Below are 21,743 nucleotides of genomic sequence, written 5' to 3' on the forward strand. Positions count from 1 at the left end.
TCATCCAACTCGTCGGCAGCGTCAGATGTGGAGAAGAGACAGGGCCGGCGCCGCCCCCGAACGGACTCTAGATATCCGGCAGCCCCTGGTCGCTGTCGTCCGCGCCCAGCCGCACGAACTGATCGAGCAGCCATGACGCGGCGGGGCCGGGCGGCGTGTCGCGCCGCCACACGCCCGCGAAGCGATAGATGCCGCCCGGATGATCGGGCATGTGGAGCCTGACGAGCCGGCCCTTCTCCAGATCCTCCTCGATCATCGGCAGCGGCATGTTGCCCCAGCCGATCCCTTCGCGGAGCAGTGCGTGCTTCGCGCCCAGATCGGCCAGCCGCCAGGTCCGGTGGCTGAGCACTGAGAAATCCTGCCCCTCGGTGAAGCGCGACCGGTCGGTCAGCACCAGCTGGGTGAAGTTGCGCCCCATGCCGGGCGCGATCCGTTCCAGCCGCCCGAGCGGATGATCGGGCGCCGCCACGGGCACCATCGGCACCGCGCCCGCCGCCATGCAATCGACGCCTTCGACCCCGGCGGCGAGCGGTCCTGAAATGCCGACCACCGCCTGCCGGTCGAGCACCATCTGCGTGATCGCGCCCAACGCCTCGACATGCAGGCGCAGCGACACCGTCGGATATTCGAGCGCGAAGGCCTTGAGCACGCCGCCCAGCCGGTTGGCGGGCAGCATCACGTCGACGGCAAGGTCGACCTCGGCCTCCAGCCCGTCGAGCAGCCCCTTCACCGTGGCGCGCAGCGCATCGACGCCCTGCGTCACTGTCCGCGCCTCGGCGAGCAGCACGCGCCCGGCGGTGGTCAGCACCGGTTTGCGCGATCCCTCGCGCTCGAACAGCGTCACGCCCAGTTGCTGCTCGAGATTGACGACGCCGTAGCTGATCACCGAGACGGCGCGGTTAAGCCTTCGCCCCGCCTCGGCGAAGCTGCCGGCGTCCACCACGGCAAGGAAGATCCGCAACTGGTCGATCGTCGGCGTGCCGGGATTGGCCATGATGCGCGGCTCTCATAATTTTACATTTGGACAAGGCGCGTCCGCCTGCAGCCTATCCTATAGGGACAGGCCGGATCGGCAAGCATTGCTTGCCAAGTCCTCCACTTTTCAACATCCTGCGCAGACGTGTGGGTGAGGGGAGATTGATCATGCCTGACCTTAAGCGACTCTTTGCAGAAAGCCTCGGAACATTCTGGCTCGTCTTCGGCGGCTGCGGCAGCGCGGTTTTCGCGGCGGCCTTTCCCGATCTCGGCATCGGCTTTGCGGGCGTGGCGCTCGCCTTCGGCCTGACGGTGCTGACGATGGCCTATGCGATCGGCCATGTCTCGGGTTGTCACCTCAATCCGGCGGTGACGATCGGCCTGTGGGCCGGCGGCCGCTTCCCGGCGCGTGACATCCTGCCCTATGTCGTGGCGCAGGTCGTCGGCGCGATCATCGCGGCATGGCTGCTGCTGTTGATCGTCAGCGGGCGGCCCGATTTCGTGCTCACGCCCACCGGCCTCGCGGTCAACGGCTATGGCGAACATTCGCCGGGCGGCTACAGCCTGCTGTCGGGTTTCCTGATCGAGGTGATCCTGACCTGCGGCTTCCTCGTCGTGATCCTGGGTTCGACCGACAAGCGCGCACCCGCCGGCTTCGCGCCGATCGCGATCGGGCTGGCGCTCACGCTCATCCACCTGATCAGCATCCCGGTGACCAACACCTCGGTCAATCCGGCGCGCAGCACCGGGCCGGCGCTGCTCGTCGGCGGGCTGGCGCTGCACCAGCTCTGGCTGTTTTGGGTCGCGCCGATCATCGGCGGGCTGCTCGGCGGCGTCGTCTATCGCACCGTCGCGCCGGAGCCCGGAGCGCCCCCGATCGTCGGGGACTGATCGCCACCGTCATTGCGAGGAGGCGAAGCCGACGAAGCAATCCAGTTCGACGCTGGACTGGATTGCTTCGCTCCGCTCGCAATGACGCAGCTCAGATGATCATCCGCTCTCTGCCGCGCGCGCCTTGAGGGCATCGACGATCTTGCGCACCTCCTGCGATTTGCCGCGCGGCAGGATCAGCACGTGACCCCCGCTGGCGACGACGATCAGGTCGCTGATCCCCACCGTCGCGATCGACGGGCCGTCGGTGCGGATCAGGCAGCCCTCGGTATCGATCGCGATCACGTCGCCGCCGATCGCATTGCCGCTTTCGTCCTGCTGGCTGAGCGTATGGAGCGCATCCCAGCAGCCCACGTCGGACCAGCCCATCGTCACCGGCACGACGGCGACCTGATCCGAAGCCTCCATCACCGCATAGTCGATCGAGATCGACGGCGAGGCGACGAAGGCCTGCGCGTCGGGATAAAGGCGTATGCCCTCGCGCGTGCCCTTGGCCATCGCCAGCCGCGCCGCTTCGAACACGGCGGGTTCGTGATGGGCGAGCGCATCGAGATAGGCATCGGCACGGAACATGAAGATCCCGCCGTTCCAAACATGATCGCCCTCCGCGAGCATCGCCGCCGCGCGCACGGCGTCGGGCTTTTCGACGAACCGGTCGACGCGGTGGACGCGGTTGGTCAGTCGCTCGCCGATGCGGATATAGCCGTAACCCGTCTCGGGCGCGTCGGGCTCGATCCCGAAGGTGACGAGCCAGCCCTCGTCAACATAAGGCAAGGCCGCCTCGATCGCATCGTGGAAGGCCTGGACATCGTCGATCACATGATCGCTCGGCATCACCAGCAGCGGCGCGTCGGGGGTCGGCGCAGCGAAAGCCGCCAGCGCGATCGCCGGCGCGGTGTTGCGCCCTGCGGGCTCGAGGATCAGCCGCGCCGCCTTGATGTCGACTTGTTCGAGCTGATGCTCGATGGTCTCGGCATGCGCGCCGTTCGCGACGACGATGGGGCGCGTGAAGCGCGCATCGTCGCCGGTACGCAACACAGTCAGCTGAAGCATCGTCTGCGCCGCCGTCAGCGCCAGGAACTGCTTGGGCTGCTCGGCGCGTGACATCGGCCATAAACGCGTGCCGGCGCCGCCGGACAGGATGACGGGGGTGACCGAATGGCTCATGCGTTGATCATGTAACAGTAAATTCTCCACGCGAAACGGGGGGATGGACCCGCCCCGCGGAAAGAACCCGCCACGCCCCCTTTGGCTCCGCCAAACCCGCCTTCAGGAAATATTTGTCAATTTCGCCGACACTGCCGGCCGTGTCGGAATCTCTTACAGGTGGGGCAGGGCCGGGTCGCGCGCGCCGATGATAAGGCTGTTCAAACATTATGTGCCGCATGCGGTGCTGGCGCTCTGGCTGCTCGATGTAGCGCTGCTGCTCGTCGCGGCCGAGGCGGGGTGGACGGTGCGCGCGCATCAGATCGGCATGGATGCCGGGTCGCTCGCCGGCCGCACGCCTCAATTGCTCGCCTTCGCTTCCTGCCTGTCGCTGACGATGATCGGCGTCGGCGTCTATGGGGTAGAGGCGCTTCAGTCGCTGCGGTTTGCGACCGCCCGGCTGATGGTCGCCATCTCGCTGGGCGTCATCCTGCTGTCGCTCGTCTATTTCCTGCTTCCCGATTTCAGCCTTTGGCGCTCCAACCTCTTCTACGCGATGATCCTGTCGTCGGCGCTGCTCGTGGGCGTCCGCCTGCCGATGGCGCGCGCCTTTCGCGGCCCCGGCTTCAAGCGGCGGATCATCATCCTCGGTGCCGGCCGGCGCGCGATGCGCATCCGCGATCTGGCGGCGGCGCGCGGCGCGGGCTTCGTCATCGTCGGCTATGTCGCGATGAACGACGGCAAGCAGCTGATCGGCGAAGCGATCAATCGCGATGCGATCAACAGCCTTGCCGATCATGTCGTGCTGCTCGGCGCGAGCGAAGTCGTGCTCGCGCTCGAGGAAAGGCGCAACGCGCTGCCGCTTCAGGATCTGCTGCGGATCAAGACCACCGGCGTCCATGTCAACGACATGTCGACTTTCCTCGAGCGCGAGACGGGGCGCGTCGATCTCGACAGCGTCAATCCCTCCTGGCTGATCTTCTCCGACGGCTTCTCGTCGGGCCGCCGCCTGTCGGGTTTCGCCAAGCGCCTGTTCGATCTCGCAGCCTCGCTGTGCCTGCTCGTGCTGACCTTCCCGCTTCTCCTCCTCGGCGCGCTGGCGGTGAAGCTGGGCAGCCGGGGACCGGCCTTTTTCCGGCAGGTCCGCGTCGGGCTCTACGGGCAGAATTTCACGCTGGTGAAGCTGCGCTCGATGCGCGTCGATGCGGAGGCGCCGGGCGTCCCGCAATGGGCGGAGGAGAATGATCCGCGCATCACGCGCATCGGCCGCCTGCTGCGCATCACGCGGATCGACGAACTGCCCCAGCTCTGGCTGGTGCTGAAAGGCGAGATGAGCTTCGTCGGCCCGCGTCCGGAGCGTCCGCAATTCGTCGCCGATCTCGAGACGCGCCTGCCTTATTATGCCGAACGCCATATGGTGAAGCCGGGGATCACCGGCTGGGCGCAGATCAACTATTCCTATGCCGCCTCGATCGAGGATGCGCGGCGCAAGCTCGAATATGACCTCTATTACGCCAAGAACTACACGCCCTTCCTCGATCTGCTGATCCTGCTCCAGACCGCGCGGGTTATCCTCTGGCCGGAAGGAGCGCGCTGAGATGCTGACGATCATCGGCATCTGGGGCCATGCGGCAGCGGCCACGCTGTTCGCGGCGCTCGCTGCCTGGCAGGTCCGGCTCGTGCCGCCGACCAGCCAGCGACGCATGCTGGCCGCCGCACTCGGGCTGACCGCGCTCTGGGCTTTCGCCTCGGCGATCATCGCGCCTGATGCGATGGTCGCGCGCCTCGCGGAAAGCCTGCGCGACCTCGGCTGGCTCGGCTTCATGTTCCTCATCCTCAGGCGGGGCGAGGGCGATCAGCGCAAGGGCGCGGTCTCCGCCCTCTACGGCGTCGTCGCGCTGGTGATCGGCGCGGAGATGCTGCTCGATCTCACGCTCGATCCCGACATCGCCGATCGCGCGATCGGCGGGGCGATCGCCTATGCCGCCGTCGTGCTGCGCCTCGCCGCGACGATCGGCGCGCTGGTCCTCGTCCACAATCTCTACACCGCCGCCGCGCCCGGCGCGCGCGCGGGCATCCGCCTGCCGATGACCGCGCTCGCGGTGATGTGGACCTACGATCTCCAGCTCTACACCGTCGCCTATCTGGCGAGCGGCTGGACACAGGAGATTTTCGCGTTGCGCGGGCTGATGATGGTGCTGCTCGCGCCGATCTTCGCGCTCGCCACCTGGCGGCGCGAGACATGGACCGTCCGGCTGTCGCGCACTGTCGCCTTCCAGTCGCTCTCGCTCGTCGCGATCGGCGCCTATCTCGTCGTCATGGTCGTCGTCACCGCCGCGCTGGAACGCTTCGGGGGCGAGGCCGCGCGCGGCGTTCAGGTCGCTTTCGTCTTCGGATCGACCATTGCGGTACTGCTGCTGCTTGCCGTCGCGCCGTTCCGCGCCTGGTTCAAGGTCAAGATCGCCAAGCATTTCTTCCAGCATCGCTACGACTATCGCACCGAATGGCTGCGCTTCACCGAGACGATGGGCCGCCCCGGCGCTGTCAGCGGCTCGCTCGACCAGCGCGTGGTGCAGGCGATCGCCGACATCACCGAATCCCCCGGCGGGCTGCTGCTGCTCCCCGACGACAGCGGCGGGCTGTCGACGCAGGCGCGCTGGAACTGGCCGGGCGCCGACGTCCCCGTGCAGGCGGGCGACGGCGATCTGCTCCGCCACTTCGAGGCGACGGGGCGGATCGCCGAGCTCGACGCCGCGCGCAGCGGGCAGGGGCCGGACGCCGGGCTGCTGCCCGAATGGATGCTGGCATCGCCCGCCGCCTGGGCCGCCGTCCCGCTCGTCCATTATGACCGGCTCGCCGGCGTCGTCCTGCTCGCGCGTCCGGTGATCGGCCGCCGGCTCGACTGGGAGGATTTCGATCTGCTCCGCGTCGTCGGGCGGCAGGCGGGCAGCTATCTGGCCGAGGCGCGCGTGGCCGAGGCGCTGTCGGAGGCGCGGCGCTTCGACGAGTTCAACCGCCGCTTCGCCTTCATCATGCACGACATCAAGAATCTGGTCAGCCAGATCAGCCTGCTCGCGCGCAATGCCGAACGCCATGCCGCCAATCCCGATTTCCGGGCGGACATGATCGCGACGCTCAAGGATTCGGCGACGCGGATGAACGATCTGCTCGCGCGCCTGTCGCAGCATAACAAGGCGCGCCCGGCCGAGCCGCGCCCGGTGCCGCTGATGGCGGCGGTCGAAGGCGTGACGGCGGCCAAGCGCCCGCTTCACCCGATCACGCTGACGGGCGAGGCGGACCTCTTCGCGCTCGCCGATCCGGCGCGGCTCGAGCAGGTCATCGGGCACCTCGTCCAGAATGCGATCGACGCGAGCCCCCCTGGCGAGCCCGTCTGCCTCAACGTCCGCCGCCGCGGGCTCGAGGCGCTGATCGAGATTCTCGACCGCGGCCACGGCATGTCGGCCGATTTCGTCCGAACGCAGCTTTTCAAGCCCTTCGCGTCCACCAAGGCGGCCGGCTTCGGCATCGGCGCCTACGAAGCGCGCAGCCTCGTCATGTCGATGGGCGGCCGGATCGAGGTCGAAAGCCGCGAAGGCGAAGGCAGCCGCTTTACCGTCGTGCTGCCCCAGCCCGCATACACGCGTGATTCCCCTGACAACCTAGTTGAAAAGGCCGCCTGATGAGCGACAAGCCCCGCCTCCTGATCGTCGAGGACGATCAGGGCCTCCAGCGCCAGCTGCGCTGGGCCTATGAGGATTATGAAGTGATCGTCGCGGGCGATCGCCAGTCGGCGATCGATGCGCTGCGCCTTGCCGAACCCAGGGTAGTGACGCTCGATCTCGGCCTGCCGCCCGATCCCGACGGGACGAGCGAGGGCTTCGCGACGCTCGAGGCGATCCTCAGCCTCGCGCCCGATACCAAGGTCATTGTCGCATCAGGTCACGGCGCGCGCGAAAGCGCGCTGGGCGCGATCGCAGGCGGTGCCTATGATTTCTACCAGAAGCCCGTCGACATCGACGAGCTTGGCCTGATCGTCCGCCGCGCCTTCCACCTTCAGGCGATCGAGGCCGAGAATCGCCGCCTCGCCGAAAGCATGAACGGCAGCCACAGCGTGCTCGGCGGGATGATCACCGGCGCGCCGGAAATGCTGAAAGTCGCGCGCACGATCGAGCGCGTCGCCGGCAACAATGTCTCGGTCATGCTGCTCGGCGCGAGCGGCACGGGCAAGGAACTGCTCGCGCGCGGCCTCCACGACGCCAGCGGGCGCCAGGGCGCCTTCGTCGCGATCAACTGCGCCGCCATTCCCGAGAACCTGCTCGAGTCCGAATTGTTCGGGCATGAGAAGGGAGCGTTCACCGGCGCGATCAAGACCACCGAAGGCAAGATCGAGATGGCCGAGGGCGGCACGCTCTTCCTCGACGAAGTGGGCGACATCCCGCTGCCCCTGCAGGTCAAGCTGCTGCGCTTTCTGCAGGAGCGCGTGATCGAGCGGATCGGCGGCCGCAAGCCGATCGTCGTCGATACGCGCATCGTCTGCGCCACGCACCAGAATCTCGAAAGCATGATCGCCGACGGGCGTTTCCGCGAGGATCTCTACTACCGCCTCGCCGAGATCGTCGTGAAGATCCCCGCGCTTGCCGAGCGGCCGGGCGACGCGGGCCTGCTCGCGCGCCACTTCCTCGGCCGCTTCGCCAAGCAGATGAACCCCAATGTACGCGGCTTCACACCCGATGCGCTCACCGCGATCGATCGCTGGAGCTGGCCGGGCAACGTCCGCGAGCTTGAGAACCGGTTGAAGCGTGCGGTGATCATGGCTGACGGCAAGCTCGTCGCCGCGGCCGATCTCGATCTCGAAGGCGATGCCGAGGAAGCCGATCTGATCAACCTGAAGGCCGCGCGCGAGCAGGCCGACCGCAAGGCGATCCGTCGCGCGCTGGCGCGGAGCGAGAATAATATCTCGAACGCCGCCAAGCTGCTCGGCATCAGCCGGCCGACGCTCTACGATCTGCTCAAGCAATATGACATCTCGGCCAGCTAGGCTGGCGGCGCTTGCCGGCGCGTTGTTGCTGCTGGGCGCAGCGCCGTCGGCGAGTGCCGATCTGGTGGCGGGGCTGGCGGCGCTGCGGCTGCATCATCCCCGCGAGGCGCGCGTCCATTTCATGAATGCGGTGCGCGCCGATCCGCGCGATCCCACGGTGCGATTGCTGCTGGCGCGGACGGCGCTGCTGCTTGGCGACGGCGTGGCGGCAGCAGGCGAGATCGGACAGGCCAGGAGCCTTGGCGTTCCCGCCGCCATAAGCCATCATCTGCTCGCCGAAGCGCTGCTGCTTCAGGGGCAGGCGCAGGCCGCGCTCGCGGAAGCGGATGCCGTCCACATTCCGGCGCGCTATGCCGTCTACGCTGCGCGCATCCGCGCCCGCGCGCATGCGATGCTGGGCGACAATGGGTTGGCCGTTGCCGATTTTGGCGAGGCGCTGCGGCGGGCGCCCGACAATGCTGCCTTGTGGATCGATCTTGCCCGCTTCCGCCGCGACACGGGCGAGATGGCCGGCACGATCGAGGCTTCGGCGCGCGCGGTTGAGCTCGATCCTCGCGATCCCGAGGTGTTGCTGGTGCGTGGGCAGATGGTGCGCGATCAGTTCGGCCTCGTCGCGTCCTTGCCCTGGTTCGATCAGGCGATCGCGATCGATCCCGGATATGCGCCCGCGCTGATCGAGAAGGCGGCGACGCTGGGCGATCTGGGACGTTATCAGGCGATGATCGCGGCCTGCCGGGCGGCGCTGGCGATCGATCCGGGCAATGCGCGGGTCCTCTACCTGCAATCGGTGATGGCGGCGCGCGCGGGGCGCTTCGATCTCGCGCGGAACATGCTCAATCGCGTGGGGGAACGCCTGAACGGCGTGCCCGGCGCGATGCTGCTTTCAGCCACATTGTCGATCCACGAAGGCGCATTCGAGCAGGCAGCGAACCAGCTCGACGATCTGCTCGACGAGCAGCCCGACAATCTCGCTGCACGCCGGCTGCTGGGGCTGGCGCGCTGGCGGGCGGGCGATCCGGCGGCGGCGATCGAGGCGCTCGCGCCGCTTGCGTCGCGCGGCGACAGCTATGCGTTGCTGCTGACCGGGCGCGCGTATGAACGGCTGGGCGATCGCGTGGCGGCCGCTCCCTTCCTCGATCGTGCGGCGGTCGCTCGCGGCAACGACGGAGGCCCGATCGATCCGGCCACGCCGCTCACGACGCTGGCAGCCGAAGCGGCGGGCGGCGATGCGCGCGCCGTCGCGCGCTATTCGCGCGGGCTGATGATCGCCGGGAATGGTGGCGCGGCGCTGGCCGAGGCGCAGCGTTTGCTCCGGCGCAATCCCGGCGCGCCGGGCGCGCATATGCTGGTAGGCGACGTGCTGGCGGCGATGCAGCGCTGGGGCGAAGCGGCGCGTGCCTATAGGGACGCCGCCTCGCTGCAATTTTCGGAGGGCGTCGCGCTGCGGCTTGCCGACGCGCAGACGCACGCAGGCGACGCGGCGGCAGGGGCGGCGACGCTCAGCCTGTTCCTGGCGCAGAATCCGCGCTCGATCCCCGCGCTCAACGCGGCGAGCGACGCGATGCTTGCGGCGGGCGCGTGGGCGCAGGCGGAAGCGGTGATCCATTCGGTGCGTCTGCGCATCGGCAATGGCGATTTGCTGCTGCTCAACAATGCCGCCTGGGCTGCGAACGGGGCAGGGGATCAGGCTCGCGCGCTGCGCTTCGCGCAATTCGCTTTTGGTCGCCAGCCCGCCAGCCCCGCGCTCGCCGACACGCTGGGCACGATCATCGCCGAAGGCGGGGCTGACCGGGCCTATGGTGTCGCGCTGATCGAGCAGGCTCTGGCGATCGCGCCGAACGATCCAGCTTTTCGCCAGCATCTGGCACGCGCGCGTTCGGCCGGCGGGGAATTGTAGCGGGACCCCGCGCGCGGCTAGAGGGGGGCATGACCGAGGATCATCTCGCCCGCATCGCCGCCGCGCTGGAGCGCATGGCGCCCCCTCCGCCGGCTGCCGCTGATCCGTTGGCCCATCCGGCCTATGGCTGGCGCGACGGCGTATTGGTGGCGCTGCGCGATTTTCGTCCGCTGCCGCTCGACATGCTTTGGGGTATCGACGCGCAGAAGGCGACGCTGCTCGAAAATGCGCAGCGGCTGGCGACGGGGCACGCCGCGCATGACGTGCTGCTGTGGGGCGCGCGCGGCACGGGCAAATCGGCGCTGGTCAAATCGGTGGTCGGCGCGCTGCAATCGGAAGGCGCGGGGATCGCGCTGATCGAGGTCGACGGCGACCGGCTCGATACGCTGCCCGCGCTGTTCGCGGCGCTGGCCGGCGTCGAGCGCGCGTTCGCGATCTTCGTCGACGATGTCGCGTTCGAGGCCAATGGCGCGGGTGCGCGGGTGCTCCGCTCGCTGCTCGAGGGCGGAGCGGAGGCGCGACCGAACAATGCGCGACTGCACGTCACGTCCAACCGCCGCCACATCGTCGCGCGCGACATCGCCGAGCAGGACAGCGCGATCAACGTGCGCGACGTGGTCGACGACCGGCTCGCGCTCGCCGACCGCTTCGGCCTCAGCATCGGTTTCCACAATGTCGACCAGCAGGCCTATCTGGCAATGATCGAACATTATGCCGCCGCCTACGACCTGCCCTTCGATCCGGCGGATGCGGTCCAATGGGCGACGCAGCGCGGCAGCCGATCGGGACGCATCGCCTGGCAATATGTGACCGAGCTCGCCGGGCGCGCGGGGAAGCGGATATGATCCCGATCGTCATCCCCATCCGCAGATGGTGGAACGGTGGCTTTCCCGTCATTGCTTCGCTGCGCTCGCAATGACGATCTGAGTTGAATGCCGGCCCTTCTCGTAAGGCTAACCGGCCGAAGGCGCAGTGCGGGAGTTACTAATCGCGATCATGCGCGTTAGGATCGCATCGGGCGGTCGCGAGGGGCGTTGTCGTCCGGTGCTGCTCGATCACGCAGATGAGTGAGTATAATTTGTCAGGACAATCCTCCTCGATATCACCGGTTCGTTGCGAACGCGCGGCTTCGCGCATGATGGCCTGGTCGCTCGCCGCCGCGCTGTTCGCGAGCGCGCCCGCCTTCGCTCAGGACTATGCCGCACGCGACATCGGCGGCTGGACGGTCGCGCCCAACAAGGACCGAAATGGCTGCTTCATCACCAAGGCCTATGACGGCGTCGGGGGCACGACGCTGCTTCTCGGCCTCGACATCGATGGCGCCAACCATCTCTCTGTCCTGAACGACAACTGGTCGATCAAGCCGCAGGATCGGTTGAAGCTGAGCTTTCGCCTGTCCAGCGGCACCTATCCCGATCATTTCGCGGTGGGGATGGCATCAGACGGGAAGAGGGGGTTCGTCACCAATTTCGAGACGAAGTTTCCGACCTATTTCGCGGCGTCCAAAACCCTCAACATCTATCGCGGCAGCACGCCGGTGGAACAGCTGGCGCTCGACGGGAGCGGTGCGGCGGTTACCGAATTGCGGCGCTGCGTCGAGGCGCAGCGAGCCAAGCCGGCGGCCGACGCGCAGGTCGAAAAGCGATCGGGCAAGATACCGAAAGATCCTTTCGCATCGGACCCGAAGCGCCGCCCCAGCCCCTGACGGATTGTTCCTCGATAGCTTCGATGGCGCCCCGTCATGCGCCGAACCGAGGCGACGCGCCGTTGGATTGAGGTAAACGGCGGAACAACCGCGCGCGGGCGCTGTTTACGAGCGGTTGGGTCAACAATTGGAAATTAGCATGTCGCGAACTGTGAAACTTGCCCCCGCCATCGTCATTCTGGTGGGCGCGATCAGCTTGGGCGGCTGCGCCACCAAATCCTATGTCCGCGAGCAGATCGCTCCGGTCAGCGAGCGCGTGGGTGCACTCGAGACGAAGCTGCAGGAAACCGACGGCACGGCCAAATCGGCCCTCGCAGAGGCTCAGGCCGCGTCGCAGGCGGCGCAGAATAACGGCCAGCGTATCGACCAGCTCACCACCCGCGTGGACGGGACCGAGCAGCAGATCGTCGCGCTTCAGAAGAAGCAGCAGAAGCGGTCGCGCAACTGACCGGATGCAGCCGCAACGGCTGATCAGAGTTTGACTATAACGCGTGGTCGCTCCTCGGGGCGGCCACGCTTTTCTTGTGAGCGCTCCAGTCGATGATCACTTTATTCCTGGCGCTGGCGGCAGCCACACCGGCCGCAGGGGCCGCCCGTCCGTCCGAACCGGCGCCGTCGCAGTCCGAAGCCGCGCCGGTCAGGAAAAATGCGATCGTGCCGTCCCCGGATGCGGAGCGCGTCGTCGACTGGATCGCCGCATCGGGCGACAATCGCGGGCTGCCCTACGCCATCGTCGACAAGAATAACGCCTCGCTCTTCCTGTTCAGCGCCAAGGGGAAGGCGGTGGGCGCCGTTCCCGTGCTGATCGGTGTCGCGACGGGCGACGAGGCGACGCCGGGTATCGGCAGCAAGAACCTCGCCGAGATCGGCCCCGCCGAAAAGACGACGCCGGCCGGGCGCTTCCTTGCGAAGTTCGGCCTCGCCGCCGGCAAGGAAAGGGTGCTGTGGGTCGATTATGCCACGTCTGTGGCGCTCCATCCGATCCCGCCGGGCGCCAGCAAGAAAGAGCACCGGCGCGAGCGACTCCTGTCGCCGACGTCTGACGACAATCGCATCACCTTCGGCTGCATCAACGTGCCGCTCGCCTTCTACGGCAAGACCGTGCGTCCGCTTTTCCTGCGCAAGGGCGGCTATGTCTATGTGATGCCCGACACCAAGCCGCTCGAAGATGTTTTTCCACGCCTGCGCGTTGAAGCGCTTGCGCGGGGCGGGGCGAAACTTGCGACGGATCAGGACATGGTTTCCGGTAAGTAGCTATCTTCACATGCAATATAGCCGGCACGCGTTCCCGCGCCGGACGAGCAGATTGCATTTTTGTTGCACTGCACAAAAACTCTTGAAAAGCGAATCACGCTCCTATATTGTGCATTGCAACATAGAAGAGCGTTCAAGCTTTTCGGGAGCCTGAAATGAGCGACGAGACGAACAAGACCGCGCCCGATGGCGCCCCGGCCCCCAAGGCCGCGGCAAAGCCGGCGGCTGTGAAGCCTGCGGTCAAGGTCGAGGCGACGAAGCCCGCGCCGGTGAAGCCGGCCGTGGCCAAGGTCGCCAAGCCGGTTTCTGCGCCGGCCCCGAAGGCGAAACCTGTTCCCGTCAAGCCGGCGGTTACCAAGCTGGCGGTCAAGCGTCCCGCCGGCCCGGTTTCCTCGAAGACGCCCCTCAAGCCGCAACTGAAGAAACCCGCTGCTCCGGCGATCGCCGCTGCCGCGCAGAAAGGAACGACCGCAATGACCGAGACCGTGACCAAGATCGCCAACGAAGCCGTGGAGCGCGGCCAGGCGCTGTTCGGTGACTTCAACGCGCGTGCCAAGGCCGCGCTCGAGAAGAGCACCAAGCTCGTCGAGGAACTGAACGAGTTCAACAAGGGCAACCTCGAAGCCGTGGTCGAATCGACCAAGGTCGCCGCGAAGGGCGCCGAGGCCCTCGGCCAGCAGGCCGCTGACACCGCCCGCAAGAATTACGAGAAGGCCACGGCCGCGATGAAGAGCTTCGCGTCGGTCAAGTCGCCGACCGAGCTGTTCCAGCTGCAGAGCGAATATGCGCGCTCGGCCTTCGACAGCTTCGTCGCCGAAAGCTCGAAGAACACCGAAGCCTTCCTGAAGCTGGCCGGCGACGTGTTCCAGCCGCTGTCGAACCGCATCGCGGTGGCGGCGGAGAAGATCAAGACGGTCGCCTGATCGTCCGAACTTCGTAAAGCATTGAAAGGGCCGTCCCGGAATATCGGGGCGGCCCTTTTTCTTTCGGCGCGAAACGCCTGCGCCGCGCGCGATTCAACACGCTCTATCGCATCTTAACCCTTCAACCGCCCTTGCCCTCGCTTCGGCGCTTGCCATATTCTGACACGCAATGACCCAAAGCATCGAACCCCTTATGGCGACCCACAAGGATGGCGAGGACGAGGACGGCACCGGCCTTGGCGTCGCCACGCGCACACGGACGCGCACCAAGAAGCCTGCCCCCTACAAGGTGCTGATGCTCAATGACGACTACACGCCGATGGAGTTCGTCGTGCTCGTTCTCCAGCGCTTCTTCCGCATGGACATGGAGGCCGCGACGCGCGTGATGCTCCACGTCCACCAGAAGGGCGTGGGGGTGTGCGGCGTCTTCACCTACGAAGTCGCCGAAGCGAAGGTGACTCAGGTGATCGACTTCGCGCGCGAGAACCAGCACCCGCTGCAATGCACGCTCGAAAAGGCCTGATCGGCTGATTTTCGGCGTCTGCGCCAAGGGCGCTTGCGCGTTTATGGCGAAGCGCTAGACCGGATCGATGGACCGCATCATCATCAATGGCGGCAAGCGGCTGGAAGGCCGCCTGCCCATCTCGGGCGCCAAGAATTCGGCGCTGACGCTGCTTCCCTGTGCGTTGCTGACCGATGAGCCGCTGACGCTCCGGAACCTGCCGCGCCTCGCCGACGTCGACGCCTTTGGTCATCTGCTCAACCAGATGGGGGTCTCGACCACGATCGAGGGCGCGTCGCCGGAAGATTTCGGCCGGGTGATGACGCTGCGCGCCAACCGCGTCACCTCGACCGTCGCGCCCTATGACATCGTGCGCAAGATGCGCGCCTCGATCCTCGTGCTCGGCCCGCTCGTCGCGCGCGCCGGCGAGGCGATCGTGTCGCTGCCTGGCGGCTGCGCGATCGGCAACCGCCCGATCGACTTGCACCTGAAGGCTCTCGAAGCGCTGGGCGCCGAGATCGAGCTGACCGCCGGTTACGTGAAGGCGACCGCACCCGGCGGCCGCCTGCCCGGCGGCGACTTCACCTTCCCGATCGTCTCGGTCGGGGCGACCGAGAATGCGGTCATGGCCGCCGTGCTCGCTTCGGGGCGCAGCGTGATCGACAACGCCGCGCGCGAGCCCGAGATCGTCGATCTGTGTCGCTGCCTCGTCGCCATGGGCGCGAAGATCGGCGGCATCGGCGAGAGCCGGCTGGTGATCGACGGCGTCAAGGAACTGCACGGCGCGACCTACAAGGTGATGGCTGATCGCATCGAGGCGGGCAGCTACGCCTGCGCGGCGGCGATCACCGGCGGCGCGCTCGACCTCGTCGGCGCCGAGCCGGGCGAGATGCGCGCGACGATCGCTGCGCTGGTCGAGGCGGGGCTCCACGTCGAGGAACTGAATGACGGGCTGCGCGTCGCCGCCAATGGCGCGATCCGCCCGCTCAACCTGTCGACCGCGCCTTATCCGGGCTTCGCGACTGACATGCAGGCGCAGTTCATGGCGATGCTCACGCTTGCTGCCGGCACCAGCGTGCTGACCGAAACCATCTTTGAGAATCGCTACATGCATGTGCCGGAGCTGGCGCGCATGGGGGCGGACATCCAGGTTTCGGGGCGCAGCGCCGTGGTGCGCGGGGTCGAGGGGCTGACCGGCGCGCCGGTGATGGCGACCGATCTGCGCGCGTCGATGAGCCTGATCATCGCCGGGCTTGCCGCCAAGGGCGAGACGCAGGTGGCGCGCGTCTATCACCTCGATCGCGGCTATGAGCGGCTGGAGGAGAAGCTGCAGGCGGTCGGCGCCGACATCGAACGCGCGGGCGATGGCTGACGAGCCGGCGACGCCGACCGAGGTCGCGCGGCTCGATGTGCTGCGCGGACTGGGGCTGAGCCCTGGAACGTCGGGCGCCGCCAATGAAGCGACGCGTTTTGCTGCCCTGCTGTGCGAAACCCCGATAGCGCTGGTCAGCCTCGTCGATGAAGAGCGCCAGTATTTCGTCGGGCGTACCGGCCTCGACATCATAGAGACGCCGCGCGACCAGTCCTTCTGCGCCCACACGATGCTGGGCGACGATCTGATGATCATTCCCGATGCGCGAGTGGACCCGCGCTTCGTCAACAACATGTTCGTGACAGGGCATCCGTTCATCCGCTTCTACGCGGGGATGCCGCTCGTCTCGCGCGAGGGCTATCCGCTCGGCTCGCTCTGCGTGATCGATCCCGAGCCGCGCGACGGGCTGACCGATCTTCAGCGGCAGGGGCTCAAGATCCTCGCGCGTGGCGTGATGCTGGGGCTTGAATCACGACGCGGGGTAAAGGAGCGGGCGGCGAGCGAACTACGCGCGGCGCGTGCGCTGTCGGACGTGGAGCAGCGTTTCCACATCCTTGCCGACACCATGCCGCAGATGGTCTGGTCGGCACTGCCCGATGGCTACAACGACTATTTCAACGCGCGCTGGTACGAATTTTCGGGCCTGCCCGAAGGGTCGGCCGATGGCGAGGGTTGGGAAGCGATCATCCATCCCGACGATCTGGCGGAGACATGGATGCGCTGGCGCCATTCGCTCGAGACGGGCGAGCTATACGAGACCGAATATCGGCTGCGTCATCATAGCGGCGAATATCGCTGGGCGCTGGGGCGTGCCCAGCCGATCCGCGACGAGGATGGCCATATCACGCGCTGGTTCGGTACCTGCACCGACATCCACGAACAGAAGTTGCTTTACGAACAGCGCGAGGTAGTGGCGCGCGAGCTGTCGCATCGGATCAAGAATATCTTCTCGGTGATCAGCGGGCTGATCGGCCTCTCGGCGCGCGCGCACCCCGAAATATCGGTGCCGGCCGCCGAACTGCGCGAACGTGTGCTGGCGCTCGGGCGCGCGCATGAGCTGGGCCGGTTGCGCGCGGCGGGGGAAGAACCCGGCACGACGAAGGGCGTGCGGACCTTGCTGACGGCGCTGCTCGCGCCTTATCGCACCGACGGCGGCGACAGGTTCGAGATTGCCGGGCCGGACCTCGCGGTCGACGATCGCGCCGCGACGCCGCTTGCCCTGCTGTGCCATGAGCTTGCAACCAATGCCGCCAAATATGGCGCGCTTTCGACGCCGGGTGGCCGCGTGCTGGTGACGCTTTCCGCCGATGGCGAGGATTGCGCGATCGAGTGGCGCGAGTGCGGGGGGCCGTCGGTCATCGCCCCGACGCACGAGGGGTTCGGATCGCGGCTGATCGCGCTCAGCATCGAACGCCAGCTTGGCGGCCGCATCGAACGCGACTGGCAGGCCGACGGGCTGCGTGTCCGCCTCGATGTCCCGCTCCGCGCCTTGCGGCGCGACGCCGAAGGGCAGGGCTGACCAACCCCGTCCGAATGCCGGACCTCAACCCAAATGGTTGAGTGCGTGGATGGTGAGGCCGACGAGGCCGCCGACCATGGTGCCGTTGATGCGGATATACTGGAGATCGCGGCCCACCGCCGCCTCGAGCCGGCCGGTCACCGTGCGCGCATCCCAGCCGCGGACGGTGTCCGAAACGAGCGTGACGATGCCGTCGCCATAGCGCGCGGTCGCGCCCACCGCTGCGCGGCGGACGAAGCGATTGATCGTCACGCGCAGCCGGTCGTCGCCCTGCAGCGCCTCGCCCAGTTGCTTGATCATCTCGCCCAACCGCCCGGTCATCGCCGATTGCGGATCGCGGACGGTGGCGAGCAGGGCGGTGCGCGCCTGTTCCCACATCCCGTCGATCCAGCGCCGCATCGCCGGGTTTTCGAGCAGCTCGTCGCGCAGTGCCGCGACGCGGGCGCGCATATGTTCGTCGTCCTGCAGGTCGGCGGCGAGATTGCAGAGCCCGTCCTCGGCGCGCACGCGCAGGGGGTGGGCGGGGTCGATGCTCATTTCGTCGAGCAGGCGGAGGAGGCCGTCGATGATCTTGTCGGCCAGAGTCTCGTCCAGCCCGGTCCAGCGCAGGATCGATCCGGCGCGGTCGTGGATCATCTGGCGGATCAGATGCTCGTTCGCCTCCAGCGTGCGCGAGGCCCAGCGGATCGCGCCATCGAGCAGCGGGACGTGGCGATCCTCGCGGATCGCGGCGCTCAGCGCCTGGCCGAGGATCGGCGCGAAATCGATCGCGCTCAGCCGCTGGACGATCGCGCCCTTGACCATCCCGCCCAGCCGGTCCTGGTCGAGCGCGCCCAATATGTCGGCGACCAGCCGCGCCGCGCCGTCGCGCAGCCGCCCCTCGCCGGCGGGCGTCGGCGCGGCCAGGAAACGGCCAGCGGCACCCGCGACGTCGAGCCTGCGCATCCGCCGCGCGACGACGGAAGGCGTCAGGAAATTATCCTTGAGGAAGGTGGCGAGCGTATCGCCGATCCGGTCCTTGTTGCGCGGTATGATCGCGGTGTGCGGGATGGGCAGGCCGAGCGGGTGGCGGAACAGCGCCGTCACCGCAAACCAGTCCGCCAGCCCGCCGACCATCGCCGCCTCAGCAAAGGCGCGGACGAACCCGGCGGCGGGATGGAGCGGCTCGAAATGGCGCGCGACGGCATAGGTCGCGGCCATCAGCACCAGCAGCCCGGTCGCCACCGCACGCATGCCGCCATAACGCTGCGCGGGGCTGGCGCGGTCCGATCGGGCGCGGGCGAACAAGCTCATACTGTCAGAATGAACCGGGGGTGGAATGGTTCAACCCCCAATTTCATTCCTTTGCGATCATGGCCGGTGGTTACTCGGCGGGCTGCGCCGTCTCCGTCCCGTGCGGCGTCGCACCGCCGTTGGTCAGGCTGCGCGACAGCTTGGGTCCCAGCCAGCGTTCGAAGCCCATGGCAAGGCTGAACGTCGCCGGCACGATGAGCAGGGTCAGCACGGTCGAGACGACGAGGCCGCCGATCACTGTGATGCCCATCGGCGCGCGCCAGGCGCCATCGCCCGATATCGACAAGGCGGTGGGCACCATGCCCGCGACCATCGCGACCGTGGTCATCACGATCGGCTGGGCGCGCTTGTGTCCTGCGTCGATGATCGCGACCTTGCGGTCGACACCCTTGCCCATCTCCTCGAGCGCGAAGTCGACAAGCAGGATCGAGTTCTTGCCGACGATGCCGAGCAACATCAGCACGCCGATGAACACCGGAAGCGACAGCGGGTTGCCGGTGAGCCAAAGCGCCAGACCGCCGCCGAGCGGAGCCAGCAGTAGCGAGCCCATGTTGACGAAGGGCGGCATGATCCGCTGGTATAGCAGCACGAGCACGCCGAAGACGAGCATCACGCCGGCAACGATCGCGATCGCGAAATTGACCAGCATCTCGTTCTGCCACTTCGAATTGCCGAGGATCAGGCGGCTGACGCCGATCGGCAGGTTCTGGAGCGACGGCAGCTTGTTGATCTTCTCCATCGCCTGCCCGCTGACGAGGCCGGGCGCGAGATCGGCGCCGATCGTCAGGCGGCGGACCTGATTATTGCGATCGATCTGCGTCGGTCCCGCGCCAAAGCCGACGTCGGCGACGACCGAGAGCGGCACCGCGCCGCCATATTGGGTCTGGACAGGCAGGTTCTTGATCGTCGCCATCTTCTGGCGCGCATCCTCGTTGATTGCGACGCGGATCGGGATCTGGCGATCGGAAAGCGAGAATTTGGCGCTGTTCTGGTCGATTTCGCCCAGCGTCGCGATGCGGATCGCCTGGCTCAGCGCCTGCGTCGTCACGCCAAGCTGTGCGGCGAGGTCGAGGCGCGGGCGCAGCGTAATCTCGGGGCGCTGGAGATTGCCCTCGACGCGCGGCGCGACGATTTCCCTGAGGCCCGACATTTCGCGCAGGATGTTGCCCGCAACGCGATTGAGCTCCTCGGGATCGTCACCGCCGAGCGTGATAGAGATGTCGCGGTTGCTGCCGCCGCCGCCGCCGAACTGCGACTGGAAGTTGACGCGCGCGTCGGGAATGGCGGCAAGCTGCGGCGCGACCGAGCGCTCGAACTCGGTGCTCGTCATCGGCCGGTCCTTACGCAGGCGCAGGTAGACCGTCGCGGTGCCGACATCGATGCGTTCGAACGTCTTCTCGACGACGTCGGTGCGCTTGTCCATCATCGCGGCGACCCTGTCGGCCACCGCCTCGGTCTGGGCGAGCGTGGTGCCCGGCACCATGCTGATCGCGATGCGGCTGGTGTCGCTGTTGATCGCGGGCTGGAAGGTCATCGGCAGTTGCGCGAAAACGAAGATGGTGAGGAGGAAGGCAAATCCCCCCATGCCGAACACGATCACACGATGATCTGCGAAGCGCGATAGACGACGGCGCCATCCGCCCCTGGCGCGCATCCGGTCCATCCGGCTCTCGTCGAGCGTCCAGGTGAGCGCCGCCATATAGCGGTCCATCAGCCAGCCGCCGCCATGTTCCTGCTCGCCATGCGCTTTCAGGAAATAGGCGGCGATCATCGGCGTGATCATGCGCGCAACGGCAAGGCTCATCAGCACCGAAGCGACGACGGTCAGGCCGAAATTCTTGAAGAACTGGCCGGAGATGCCGGGCATCAGGCCGACGGGCAGGAAGACAGCGACGATCGTCATTGTGGTGGCGAGCACCGCAAGGCCGATCTCGTCGGCGGCGTCGATCGCCGCCTGATAGGCGCTTTTGCCCATACGCATGTGGCGGACGATATTCTCGATCTCGACGATCGCGTCATCGACGAGCACGCCGGCAACGAGGCTGAGGCCAAGCAATGTCAGGCTGTTGAGCGTGAAGCCCATCAGATCCATGAACCAGAAGGTCGGAATGGCCGACAAGGGGATGGCGAGCGCGGAGATGATCGTCGCCCGCCAGTCGCGCAGGAACAGGAACACCACGACCACCGCGAGCACCGCGCCCTCGATCATCGCGTGCATCGCCGATTCATACTGCTTCTTGGTATAGTCGACGTTGGTGAACAGCTCGGTGAAATGGACCTTGGGGTTCTGCTTCTCGAGATCCTTCAGCACCTTCACCGCGCCGTCATAGACGGTGACGTCGGACATGCCCTTGGCGCGCTCGAACCCGAAGGTCAGCACCTGCTTGCCGCCGGTCTTGGAAATCGAGCGCTGTTCGTCGTGCAGGTCGCGGACGTCGGCGATGTCCGACAGCTTGACGCTCTTGCCGTTCGACAGCGCGATCTGGGTCTCGCCCAGCTCGAACGCATTCTTGGCGTTGCCGAGGATGCGGACCGACTGTTCGGAGCCGGCAATTTCGGCGCGGCCGCCCGCCGCGTTGAGGTTGACCTGGCGCAGCTGGTTGTTGACCGCCGTCGCGGTCAGGCCCAGTGCCTGCATGCGTGCCGGATCGAGCACGATGCGCATCTCGCGCGAGACGCCGCCACGACGATAGACGTCGCCCATGCCCGACACCGACAGCAGCTTCTTCGAGACGGTGTTGTCGACATACCAGCTCAATTGCTCGAGCGTCATGTCGGTCGCGGATGCTGCGTAATAAGCGAGCGTGTTGCCCGAGGTGGAGACGCGGATCACCTGCGGCTCCAGAATTCCGTCGGGCAGGTTGCTACGGATCTGCGAAATCTTGTCGCGCACGTCGGTGACGGCGCGGTCGATCGGGGTGCCGATCGCGAACTGGATGAAGGTCTGCGACTGGCCTTCGGTCACCGTCGAGTTGATCTCGTCGATCCCCTCGATCGTGCGCACGGCTGCCTCGACGCGCTGGGTGACCTGCGTCTCCAGCTCGGTCGGCGCGGCGCCCGGCTGGCTGATGAGCACGATCGCGCCGGGGAAATCGATATCCGGATCGTTCTGCACGTCCATGCGCATGAAGGCGACGATGCCCGCAAGCGTGAGCGCCGCGAAGATGACGAGCGGCGGAACCGGATTCCGGATGGACCAGGCCGAGATGTTGCGGAAGTTCATCGGTT

At 67.0% G+C, this 21,743-nt stretch carries 17 protein-coding genes; 13 read left to right on the top strand and 4 right to left on the bottom strand.

The window, feature by feature from the left end; translation table 11 throughout:
• Positions 1 to 67 precede the first annotated feature (67 nt).
• Complete coding sequence (locus tag AC3WT0_RS13690) at positions 68 to 994, bottom strand: LysR family transcriptional regulator (protein ID WP_492753956.1); 927 nt, start codon at positions 992 to 994, stop codon at positions 68 to 70.
• Positions 995 to 1,143: 149 nt separating this feature from the next.
• Here AC3WT0_RS13690 and aqpZ point away from each other — a divergent pair, with 149 nt between their 5' ends.
• Positions 1,144 to 1,866: an aquaporin Z gene (gene aqpZ / locus AC3WT0_RS13695; RefSeq protein ID WP_492753957.1), complete on the top strand. Its 723-nt coding sequence runs from the start codon at positions 1,144 to 1,146 to the stop codon at positions 1,864 to 1,866.
• Positions 1,867 to 1,965: 99 nt separating this feature from the next.
• On the opposite strand, the gene AC3WT0_RS13700 is transcribed toward aqpZ, so the two are convergent.
• Complete coding sequence (locus tag AC3WT0_RS13700) at positions 1,966 to 3,033, bottom strand: mannose-1-phosphate guanylyltransferase/mannose-6-phosphate isomerase (protein ID WP_492753958.1); 1,068 nt, start codon at positions 3,031 to 3,033, stop codon at positions 1,966 to 1,968.
• Positions 3,034 to 3,220: 187 nt separating this feature from the next.
• On the opposite strand from AC3WT0_RS13700, the gene AC3WT0_RS13705 reads away from it, so the two are divergent.
• The 12 genes from AC3WT0_RS13705 to AC3WT0_RS13760 all read left to right on the top strand — a co-directional run bounded on the left by AC3WT0_RS13705 (position 3,221) and on the right by AC3WT0_RS13760 (position 17,222).
• Positions 3,221 to 4,609 (top strand): TIGR03013 family XrtA/PEP-CTERM system glycosyltransferase, encoded by a 1,389-nt coding sequence (locus AC3WT0_RS13705; protein WP_492753959.1) that lies wholly within the window; start codon positions 3,221 to 3,223, stop codon positions 4,607 to 4,609.
• Position 4,610: 1 nt separating this feature from the next.
• The gene (prsK, locus tag AC3WT0_RS13710) at positions 4,611 to 6,692 is read left to right on the top strand and encodes an XrtA/PEP-CTERM system histidine kinase PrsK (RefSeq protein WP_492753960.1); all 2,082 of its coding nucleotides are present in this window, start codon (positions 4,611 to 4,613) and stop codon (positions 6,690 to 6,692) included.
• The gene (gene prsR / locus AC3WT0_RS13715; protein ID WP_492753961.1) at positions 6,692 to 8,050 is read left to right on the top strand and encodes a PEP-CTERM-box response regulator transcription factor; all 1,359 of its coding nucleotides are present in this window, start codon (positions 6,692 to 6,694) and stop codon (positions 8,048 to 8,050) included. Before prsK ends, prsR begins: the two co-directional genes overlap by 1 nt.
• A complete protein-coding gene (locus AC3WT0_RS13720; RefSeq protein WP_492753962.1) occupies positions 8,031 to 9,947 on the top strand; it encodes a tetratricopeptide repeat protein in 1,917 nt (638 codons plus the stop codon). The genes prsR and AC3WT0_RS13720 overlap by 20 nt, the downstream gene beginning before the upstream one ends.
• A 29-nt stretch (positions 9,948 to 9,976) precedes the next feature.
• A complete protein-coding gene (locus AC3WT0_RS13725; protein ID WP_492753963.1) occupies positions 9,977 to 10,792 on the top strand; it encodes an ATP-binding protein in 816 nt (271 codons plus the stop codon).
• A gap of 290 nt (positions 10,793 to 11,082) precedes the next feature.
• On the top strand, positions 11,083 to 11,652 hold the full coding sequence (locus AC3WT0_RS13730) for a hypothetical protein (RefSeq protein WP_492753964.1): 570 nt from the start codon (positions 11,083 to 11,085) through the stop codon (positions 11,650 to 11,652).
• Positions 11,653 to 11,791: 139 nt separating this feature from the next.
• Entirely contained in the window at positions 11,792 to 12,100 is a 309-nt protein-coding gene (locus AC3WT0_RS13735; RefSeq protein WP_492753965.1) for a hypothetical protein, read from the top strand.
• Between the two features lie 92 nt (positions 12,101 to 12,192).
• Positions 12,193 to 12,906, top strand: a complete 714-nt coding sequence (locus tag AC3WT0_RS13740) for a hypothetical protein (protein ID WP_492753966.1) — start codon at positions 12,193 to 12,195, stop codon at positions 12,904 to 12,906.
• Between the two features lie 155 nt (positions 12,907 to 13,061).
• Positions 13,062 to 13,829, top strand: a complete 768-nt coding sequence (locus tag AC3WT0_RS13745; RefSeq protein WP_492753967.1) for a phasin family protein — start codon at positions 13,062 to 13,064, stop codon at positions 13,827 to 13,829.
• A 193-nt stretch (positions 13,830 to 14,022) separates the two neighbouring features.
• Complete coding sequence (gene clpS, locus AC3WT0_RS13750; protein WP_492753968.1) at positions 14,023 to 14,352, top strand: ATP-dependent Clp protease adapter ClpS; 330 nt, start codon at positions 14,023 to 14,025, stop codon at positions 14,350 to 14,352.
• A gap of 67 nt (positions 14,353 to 14,419) precedes the next feature.
• Positions 14,420 to 15,703, top strand: coding sequence for a UDP-N-acetylglucosamine 1-carboxyvinyltransferase (gene murA, locus AC3WT0_RS13755; RefSeq protein WP_492753969.1), 1,284 nt, complete (start codon positions 14,420 to 14,422; stop codon positions 15,701 to 15,703).
• Entirely contained in the window at positions 15,696 to 17,222 is a 1,527-nt protein-coding gene (locus AC3WT0_RS13760; RefSeq protein WP_492753970.1) for a PAS domain-containing protein, read from the top strand. Before murA ends, AC3WT0_RS13760 begins: the two co-directional genes overlap by 8 nt.
• A 24-nt stretch (positions 17,223 to 17,246) precedes the next feature.
• Here the strand turns inward: AC3WT0_RS13760 and AC3WT0_RS13765 are convergent, their stop codons facing one another.
• Complete coding sequence (locus AC3WT0_RS13765) at positions 17,247 to 18,515, bottom strand: DUF445 domain-containing protein (protein WP_492753971.1); 1,269 nt, start codon at positions 18,513 to 18,515, stop codon at positions 17,247 to 17,249.
• Between the two features lie 70 nt (positions 18,516 to 18,585).
• Positions 18,586 to 21,738: an efflux RND transporter permease subunit gene (locus AC3WT0_RS13770; protein WP_492753972.1), complete on the bottom strand. Its 3,153-nt coding sequence runs from the start codon at positions 21,736 to 21,738 to the stop codon at positions 18,586 to 18,588.
• Positions 21,739 to 21,743 lie beyond the last annotated feature (5 nt).

Source organism: Sphingomonas sp. EU05-FHT14C10, assembly GCF_058790595.1.

What these genes read in the sequence shown, in the direction of transcription:
- AC3WT0_RS13730 (WP_492753964.1), top strand. Translation starts at nt 11,083, where the DNA reads ATGATGGCCTGGTCGCTCGCCGCCGCGCTGTTCGCGAGCGCGCCCGCC.
- AC3WT0_RS13740 (WP_492753966.1), top strand. Translation starts at nt 12,193, where the DNA reads ATGATCACTTTATTCCTGGCGCTGGCGGCAGCCACACCGGCCGCAGGG.
- AC3WT0_RS13760 (WP_492753970.1), top strand. Translation starts at nt 15,696, where the DNA reads ATGGCTGACGAGCCGGCGACGCCGACCGAGGTCGCGCGGCTCGATGTG.
- prsK (WP_492753960.1), top strand. Translation starts at nt 4,611, where the DNA reads ATGCTGACGATCATCGGCATCTGGGGCCATGCGGCAGCGGCCACGCTG.
- AC3WT0_RS13705 (WP_492753959.1), top strand. Translation starts at nt 3,221, where the DNA reads ATGATAAGGCTGTTCAAACATTATGTGCCGCATGCGGTGCTGGCGCTC.
- AC3WT0_RS13745 (WP_492753967.1), top strand. Translation starts at nt 13,062, where the DNA reads ATGAGCGACGAGACGAACAAGACCGCGCCCGATGGCGCCCCGGCCCCC.
- AC3WT0_RS13765 (WP_492753971.1), bottom strand. Translation starts at nt 18,515, where the DNA reads ATGAGCTTGTTCGCCCGCGCCCGATCGGACCGCGCCAGCCCCGCGCAG.
- AC3WT0_RS13725 (WP_492753963.1), top strand. Translation starts at nt 9,977, where the DNA reads ATGACCGAGGATCATCTCGCCCGCATCGCCGCCGCGCTGGAGCGCATG.
- prsR (WP_492753961.1), top strand. Translation starts at nt 6,692, where the DNA reads ATGAGCGACAAGCCCCGCCTCCTGATCGTCGAGGACGATCAGGGCCTC.
- AC3WT0_RS13770 (WP_492753972.1), bottom strand. Translation starts at nt 21,738, where the DNA reads ATGAACTTCCGCAACATCTCGGCCTGGTCCATCCGGAATCCGGTTCCG.
- AC3WT0_RS13690 (WP_492753956.1), bottom strand. Translation starts at nt 994, where the DNA reads ATGGCCAATCCCGGCACGCCGACGATCGACCAGTTGCGGATCTTCCTT.
- aqpZ (WP_492753957.1), top strand. Translation starts at nt 1,144, where the DNA reads ATGCCTGACCTTAAGCGACTCTTTGCAGAAAGCCTCGGAACATTCTGG.
- murA (WP_492753969.1), top strand. Translation starts at nt 14,420, where the DNA reads ATGGACCGCATCATCATCAATGGCGGCAAGCGGCTGGAAGGCCGCCTG.
- AC3WT0_RS13735 (WP_492753965.1), top strand. Translation starts at nt 11,792, where the DNA reads ATGTCGCGAACTGTGAAACTTGCCCCCGCCATCGTCATTCTGGTGGGC.
- clpS (WP_492753968.1), top strand. Translation starts at nt 14,023, where the DNA reads ATGGCGACCCACAAGGATGGCGAGGACGAGGACGGCACCGGCCTTGGC.
- AC3WT0_RS13700 (WP_492753958.1), bottom strand. Translation starts at nt 3,033, where the DNA reads ATGAGCCATTCGGTCACCCCCGTCATCCTGTCCGGCGGCGCCGGCACG.
- AC3WT0_RS13720 (WP_492753962.1), top strand. Translation starts at nt 8,031, where the DNA reads ATGACATCTCGGCCAGCTAGGCTGGCGGCGCTTGCCGGCGCGTTGTTG.